The sequence below is a fragment of the Mesorhizobium sp. P3_A9 genome (genome assembly GCF_056402975.1).
In genome coordinates, this window is sequence record NZ_JBFUGJ010000004.1 from 61,676 (window position 1) to 68,613 (window position 6,938).

A 6,938-nucleotide genomic window follows, 5' to 3' on the forward strand; every position below is an offset into this window, starting at 1 on the left:
CATGCGGTTTTCCCACAGGGATTGCGTTGAAAACAAAGGGACCGAGCCGATCATTGTTCCGAACAGTGATCGGCTCTAAGGGAGGAAAAACCAATGGCAACACTCGGCGAAGCCCTCATCACGCTGCTCGAAGCCCATGGCGTCGACACCGTTTTCGGCATTCCGGGCGTGCACACGGTCGAGCTCTACCGTGGCCTGGCACGCTCGAAAATCCGCCATGTCACGCCGCGCCACGAACAGGGCGCCGGCTTCATGGCCGACGGCTATGCCCGCGCCAGCGGCAAGCCCGGCGTCGCCTTCGTCATCACCGGGCCGGGGCTGACCAACACCATCACCGCCATGGGCCAGGCACGCGCCGATTCGGTGCCGATGCTGGTCATATCGGGCGTCAACGCCATGCCGACGCTGGGCAAGGGGCTGGGCTTCCTGCATGAATTGCCGGACCAGCGCGGCATGATGGAAAAGGTGGCGCTGCTGTCGCGGCGCGTCACCGAGGCCAGCGAATTGCCGGGTGCATTGGCGCAGGCCTTCGCCCTGTTTTCATCCTCGCGGCCCGGCCCGGTGCATATCGAGATCCCGACCGATGTCATGGTCAAGCCGGCTGGCGGTATCGTTGCGCTGCTGAGCAACGCGGCACCGCCGGCGCCGGACGGTGCGGCAATTGAAAGCGCAGCCGAACTCATCGCCACTGCCCGCCGTCCGCTGATCCTGGCCGGCGGTGGCGCCAAGCGTGCCGAAGCGTCCTTGCGGCGCCTGGCCGAGAGATTGGGCGCGCCGGTCGTCGAGACCACCAATGCGCGCGGCCTGCTGCACCGCCACACGCTCTGCGTGCCGGCAAGTCCGAGCCTGAAGGCGGTCCGCGCGCTGATGGCCGAGGCCGATCTGGTGATTGCCGCCGGCACCGAATTCGGCCCGACCGACTATGACGGCTATGGCGATGGTGGTTTTGTGCTGCCTTCCAACCTGATCCGCATCGACATCGGCGCCGACCAGATCGCGCGCCGCCCGGTGACGGTTGGCATCCAGGCCGACTGCGCCGAGGCAATCGAAGCCCTGCTCGCCGCCATCGGCTCCGCTCATGTGGCCGCGCCAGACGGCGAGGCGCGCGCCGCCGCGTCGCGGAAAGCGGCGATCGCCGAGCTGAGCCCGGCCTATCTGGCACAGGTGCATGCCGTGGAAATGATCCGCGACACGCTGCCGGGCGCGATCATCGTCGGCGACTCGACGCAGCCGATCTACGCCGCGAACCTCTACTATGATCACGACCGGCCGGCCGGCTGGTTCAATGCCGCCACCGGCTTCGGCGCGCTTGGCTACGGCCCGCCGGCGGCGATCGGCGCGGCGCTTGCCATGCCCGACGTGCCGGTCGTCTGCCTGACCGGCGACGGCGGCTTCCAGTTCACGTTGCCGGAACTGGGTGTCGCGCTTGATTCCGACGCGCCGGTCATTTTCGTGGTCTGGAACAACAGGGGCTATCGCGAGATCGAGACCTCGATGCTCGATGTCGGCGTCGAACCCGTCGGGGTCTCGCCGGCGCCGCCGGATTTCTGCAAGCTGGCCGAAGCCTATGGTATCGGCGCCGAACGGCTGGCCGATATCGGCGCCTTGCCACAGGCGCTGAAGCGCGCCCGGGCAACCGGCTTGCCCTGCGTCATCGAAATCACGGTCGATTGAAGCCTTCAGGCCGGCGTTGATTTTCCAACCTGCATCGGATCTTTCGCCGGCTCGGCTGTTGTACCGCAACAGCCGCATGGCTGACGGCATTGCCATTATATGCGTCCTGACGCATGCAAAGACGCGACAGCTGCCATGTCGAGATATCAATTGAGTGATCGCCCGAAAGGCGCGACGCTCTGCGTCGGGCGGCACAGCAAGCGACATAATCATAAAAATACGACAGGAGCGGTCCAGGATGACGGAAACACTTCAAGGCAGGCATATCGTTGTGACCGGTGGAACCGGCGCGCTCGGCGGTGCGGTGGTTGGCCGGCTGCTGGAGCAGGGCGCGATCTGCCACGTGCCGAACGCGCACGCAGCGGCACCCCAGCATTTTCCTTTCGCCGCGCACGAGAACGTCAAGCTGGCGCACAATGTGGACCTGTCGGACTCCGCCAAGGTTGAAGGTTTCTATGCTCAGGTTCCTGCCTTGTGGGGATCGATCCATCTTGCCGGCGGCTTCGCCATGGCGCCGGTGGAAAAGATCGAATCGGCATCCTTTGCCGAGATGATGGACACCAACGCCCGCACCACCTTCCTGTGCAGCCGTGCGGCCGTTCGCTCGATGCTGGCGTCGGGCACATCAGGCCGCATCGTCAATGTCACCGCGCGCGCCGGGCTCGACCCCAGGCGCGGCGCCGGCATGGTCGCCTACACGGCCAGCAAGGCGGCGGTGGCGGCCATGACGGTGGCGATGGCCGAAGAACTCAAGGCCAAGGGCATCCTGGTCAATGCCGTGGCCCCGTCGACGCTCGACACGCCGGCAAACCGCGCCGACATGCCTGATGCCGATTTCACCAAATGGGTGAGCCTGGAAGCAGCGGCCGAGGCAATCGCCTATCTCGCTTCGCCGGCCAACCAGGCGATGAGCGGAACGCTGGTGCCGCTCTACAGCCGGGCCTGAGATACGTTTCAACCCTGAGCTTTCGTGGCAGGCCTGGTAGGGCCTGCCGCCGGCCAATATCAGAAACGCATCGCGACTATGCGAGGTTAGAGGCGCCCGCCTCCACGACCTCGACCGTGTCGCCGATGGAGATTGTGCCGGCGTTGTTTGGAATCGCATTCTGGCCGAAGATGATACCGCCTTTGGCGGAGCGGTGGAGTCTACCAAGTGTCTGCAACGGCTCGCGCGGGTCCGGTTGCTCGCCGCTATACGGATCGCGGGTGGTGATGACACAGCGCGCGCAGGGCTTTGCGATCCGCAACTCGACAGAGCCGATGCGGATCGTCTTCCAATTGTCTTCCGGCCACACGCCCGCTGCGTCGAGGACGATGTTTGGCCGAAACCGCGCCATCTCGATGGGCTTGGCGAGATGGCTGTTCAGATGGTCCAGCGAGCCCGTCGTGGTCACCAGCAGCGGAAAGCCATCGGCAAAGCCGACGTAGTCGCCATGCTGGCCGAATTCCGGGTCAACCGGCCGGCTTCGCGGATCGTCGAAAAAGACGAGATCGGCGGGCCGGTCAAGAACCGCGGATAGATAGGCGCCGGCGGCTGGATGGCATGGCCGCGCGATAACCATATCCTTCCAGACCTTGACCTGGCGGAGCGCGCTGCCTGGGCTTGGCGCCTCGACGGCGTGCGAGCCATGCCTGTCATGTTTCAACAGGATGCCGGTGCCGTGATGCTCGACATCGATCGTCGTCATTGCCGGGATCTGTCGAATGGTGAGGAAGTGTCCATCCTTGTCGACGACCATCCAGCGGCGGTCCCTAGCCATGCCCATGGCTTCGATGTCAGCGCTCTCCACGGCATGGCCGCGTAGGCTCTTGACCGGATAGCGATAGAGTTCGACGACCTTCATGCCCAATGCTTCTCTGTTGCCCGAAGGGGCGTGAGTTCCCGTGTTTCATGCCGGCCGTGTTTCATGCCGGCAAACGACATGAGCCCGAGCCTACAGCCGCAAGTGTGAAATTGAAGGGCGTGCACCGTCTTTGTCTTGTGCCAACCGCGTCGTGAGACCATCGGCGCCCAGCTCCCAACTGAGCATGAAAAAACCCGCGAGCCTTGCGGCTCGCGGGTTTGCTTGTTCAGTCCGCGCGCGTCGCGCGCGCGCGCGGCGGCCTTAGCTGCCCTGCTTCTTCAGCGCGGCACCCAGGATGTCGCCCAGCGAAGCGCCGGAGTCGGTCGAGCCGTACTGGGCGACCGCTTCCTTCTCTTCGGCGATTTCCAGCGCCTTGATCGAGACCTGCAGCTTGCGGGTCTTCTTGTCGAAGGCGATGACGCGGGCGTCGACCTTCTGGCCGACGGTGAAGCGCTCGGGGCGCTGCTCGTCGCGGTCGCGGCTGAGGTCGGAACGCTTGATGAAGGTCTCGATGCCGCTGTCGACCAGCCGCACTTCCAGACCGCCATCCTTGACGCCGATGACTTCACAGGTGACGACGGCGTTCTTGCGCAGTTCGCCCGAAGTCGCCGCTTCACCGACCGTATCCTTGGCCAGCTGCTTGATGCCGAGCGAGATTCGCTCCTTCTCGATGTCGACGTCGAGCACCTGCGCCTTGACCATGTCGCCGCGATTGTACTCTTCGATGACCTGCTCGCCCGGACGGGTCCAGTCGAGGTCGGAGAGGTGCACCATGCCGTCCACGTCGCCTTCCAGGCCGATGAACAGGCCGAACTCGGTCTTGTTCTTGACCTCGCCCTCGACCTGGCTGCCGACCGGATGGCTGCGCGCGAACGCTTCCCAAGGATTCTCAAGCGTCTGCTTGAGGCCGAGCGAGATGCGGCGCTTGGCCGGATCGACCTCGAGCACGACAACGTCGACTTCCTGCGTCGTCGACAGGATCTTGCCGGGATGCACGTTCTTCTTGGTCCACGACATTTCCGAAACGTGGATGAGGCCTTCGATGCCCGGCTCCAGCTCGACGAACGCGCCGTAGTCGGTGATGTTGGTGACGGTACCCTTGATCTTCTTGCCGATCGGGAACTTGGTGCCGATCTCGGACCACGGATCGCTCTCGAGCTGCTTCATGCCGAGCGAGATGCGGTGGGTTTCCTGGTTGATGCGGATGATCTGCACCTTGACCGTCTGACCGATGTTGAGGATTTCGGTCGGATGGTTGACGCGGCGCCATGCCATGTCGGTGACATGCAGCAGGCCGTCGATGCCACCGAGGTCGACGAACGCACCGTAATCGGTGATGTTCTTGACGACGCCTTCGACAACCTGACCTTCTTCGAGGTTCTGCACGATTTCCGAACGCTGTTCGGCGCGGCTCTCCTCGAGCACGGTGCGGCGCGACACCACGATGTTGCCGCGGCGGCGGTCCATCTTGAGGATCTCGAAGGGCTGCGGGTTGTGCATCAGCGGGGAGACGTCGCGGATTGGGCGGATATCGACCTGGCTGCGCGGCAGGAAGGCCACGGCGCCGTCGAGGTCGACGGTGAAGCCGCCCTTGACCTGGTTGAAGATAACGCCTTCGACGCGCTCACCCTTGGTGAACTTCTCTTCGAGACGGACCCAGCTCTCTTCGCGGCGGGCCTTTTCACGGGAAAGCATCGCTTCGCCAAGCGCGTTCTCGATGCGCTCGACATAGACTTCGACGGTGTCACCGACCTTGAGGGTGGTGTCCTTGCCCTTGACGCCGAATTCCTTCAGCGGCACGCGGCCTTCGACCTTGAGGCCGACGTCGATGATGGCCATGTCTTTTTCAATGGCGGTGATGATGCCCTTGACGACCTGACCTTCGCCGGAATGGCCGGCGGTAAAAGATTCTTCGAGCAGGCTCGCGAAATCATCGCGAGTGGGATTTGCAGCTGACATATTTTCTCCTGGAGTGCCCCGCATCTCGAGCGGGACTGGCGCCGTGGGTTAGCGTTGCGTTGGCCTGCCGGCGTTCCGGGCTAAAAAAGCCCTGGGCCGCTTTTAAGCGGCAATTCCGGCGCATGAAGAATGCTGGCAGGCTGGTTCGTGCCCGATATGGGTATTTTCTTCGCTTCCGGCAACGGAAACGCGGGAGAAAACCCGGATCAGGCCTTGTCTCTCCTGGCCATGACCTCGTCGATGATCGCCATGGCCGCGAGAAACGCGGCTTCTATAGCCATTTCGCTGGTATCAAGCAAGTGCGCGTCGGCGGCCGGCTTCAAGGGCGAGTCGGCGCGGCCCATGTCGCGCTCGTCACGGCGCACGATATCGGCGAGGATTTCAGCGAAATTGGCGGTGCCGCCGATGCTTTCGATCTCCGCCAGCCGGCGCCTTGCCCGCACCTCCGCACTCGCTGTCACGTAGAGTTTGATGTCGGCATCGGGGCATACGACAGTGCCGATGTCACGACCGTCCAGCACCGCGCCCGGCGGCGTCTTGGCAAACTCGCGCTGCTTTTCGACGAGGATGCGCCGCACGGTCGGATACACCGCGACTTTCGAGGCGGCCTCGCCGACCGCATGCGCCGACAGCACCGCACGGTCGAGCTTTGCCATATCGACCTGGCGCGCTGCGGTCTCGGCCGCCGAGACATTGTCGAGCGGCAGCGCGTGCTGGATCAGGGCATAGGCGACCGCCCGATAGGTGAGGCCGGTGTCGAGCAGATTCAGTCGGTAGTGGTCGGCGAGCCGCCGGGCCAGCGTGCCTTTGCCGGCACCGGCGGGACCGTCAATGGCCAAAATCATGCCGCTGCCCGGTCATCTTCGACTGCGGCCAAGATCGCAGTCCCCAACTTCTCTAGAAACACCAATGAGCCCAAGACATCATCTCGATCGATGGGATAACTTTGAGGTGTTGCAAATTGTGGGTCAAGGTCGGCTTCGTGAGCTATGCGATTCCTTAAGGAGACTATTAGCCCGAGACGAACCTTTATTGCATCGTCACCTTCTCCAAAATGCGTCGCGATCGATGGCCATGGCGCATTCATTATGGACCTTAACCCTTCCGATATCTTTGAAGGCGCAACAAAACTCTTATAGCTATTAGACTCGCGAACATGGCCTCTGACCCCTCTCGCAAGTTCATTCAATGGGAGTCCAAATAAATTGACAGGCGCGGTGACTCCAAAAATGGGAGAAGAGCGGTAGACTCTGTATTCTATTTCCTGAAGTATCACCTGATGCACCAAATGATCGAGCGCACTTACACCTAATACGATTGCCGACCTAAGCATGTCCGTAGCGTCGAGCGCGGCCGGAGCCGCCGCAGCTAGATAGTCATAAAGTGAGCAAAGAGTACGCCCTCGATCGAGTGCGTACTTAAAATGAATCGAAAGCTGGCTTCGGTATGGCACTATGGTTC

General features: G+C 62.8%; 6 protein-coding genes. 2 read left to right on the forward strand and 4 right to left on the reverse strand.

What is annotated here, in order from left to right:
• Window positions 1–93: 93 nt before the first annotated feature.
• Both AC1DX0_RS01860 and AC1DX0_RS01865 read left to right on the forward strand, forming a co-directional pair.
• Entirely contained in the window at window positions 94–1,674 is a 1,581-nt protein-coding gene (locus AC1DX0_RS01860) for a 5-guanidino-2-oxopentanoate decarboxylase (RefSeq protein ID WP_477218522.1), read from the forward strand.
• A gap of 238 nt (window positions 1,675–1,912) precedes the next feature.
• Entirely contained in the window at window positions 1,913–2,620 is a 708-nt protein-coding gene (locus tag AC1DX0_RS01865; protein ID WP_477218521.1) for an SDR family NAD(P)-dependent oxidoreductase, read from the forward strand.
• Between the two features lie 76 nt (window positions 2,621–2,696).
• Here the strand turns inward: AC1DX0_RS01865 and AC1DX0_RS01870 are convergent, their stop codons facing one another.
• From AC1DX0_RS01870 to AC1DX0_RS01885, 4 genes are all read right to left on the reverse strand, one after another.
• Complete coding sequence (locus AC1DX0_RS01870; protein ID WP_477218520.1) at window positions 2,697–3,518, reverse strand: MOSC domain-containing protein; 822 nt, start codon at window positions 3,516–3,518, stop codon at window positions 2,697–2,699.
• A 261-nt stretch (window positions 3,519–3,779) separates the two neighbouring features.
• The gene (gene rpsA, locus AC1DX0_RS01875; RefSeq protein WP_477218519.1) at window positions 3,780–5,477 is read right to left on the reverse strand and encodes a 30S ribosomal protein S1; all 1,698 of its coding nucleotides are present in this window, start codon (window positions 5,475–5,477) and stop codon (window positions 3,780–3,782) included.
• 206 nt (window positions 5,478–5,683) lie between these two features.
• Window positions 5,684–6,322: a (d)CMP kinase gene (cmk, locus tag AC1DX0_RS01880; protein WP_477218518.1), complete on the reverse strand. Its 639-nt coding sequence runs from the start codon at window positions 6,320–6,322 to the stop codon at window positions 5,684–5,686.
• The coding region (locus tag AC1DX0_RS01885; RefSeq protein ID WP_477354100.1) for a hypothetical protein at window positions 6,319–6,938 on the reverse strand (620 nt) is incomplete at its 5' end. The genes cmk and AC1DX0_RS01885, both read right to left, overlap by 4 nt.

What these genes read in the sequence shown, in the direction of transcription:
- AC1DX0_RS01860 (WP_477218522.1), top strand. Translation starts at nt 94, where the DNA reads ATGGCAACACTCGGCGAAGCCCTCATCACGCTGCTCGAAGCCCATGGC.
- cmk (WP_477218518.1), bottom strand. Translation starts at nt 6,322, where the DNA reads ATGATTTTGGCCATTGACGGTCCCGCCGGTGCCGGCAAAGGCACGCTG.
- AC1DX0_RS01865 (WP_477218521.1), top strand. Translation starts at nt 1,913, where the DNA reads ATGACGGAAACACTTCAAGGCAGGCATATCGTTGTGACCGGTGGAACC.
- rpsA (WP_477218519.1), bottom strand. Translation starts at nt 5,477, where the DNA reads ATGTCAGCTGCAAATCCCACTCGCGATGATTTCGCGAGCCTGCTCGAA.
- AC1DX0_RS01870 (WP_477218520.1), bottom strand. Translation starts at nt 3,518, where the DNA reads ATGAAGGTCGTCGAACTCTATCGCTATCCGGTCAAGAGCCTACGCGGC.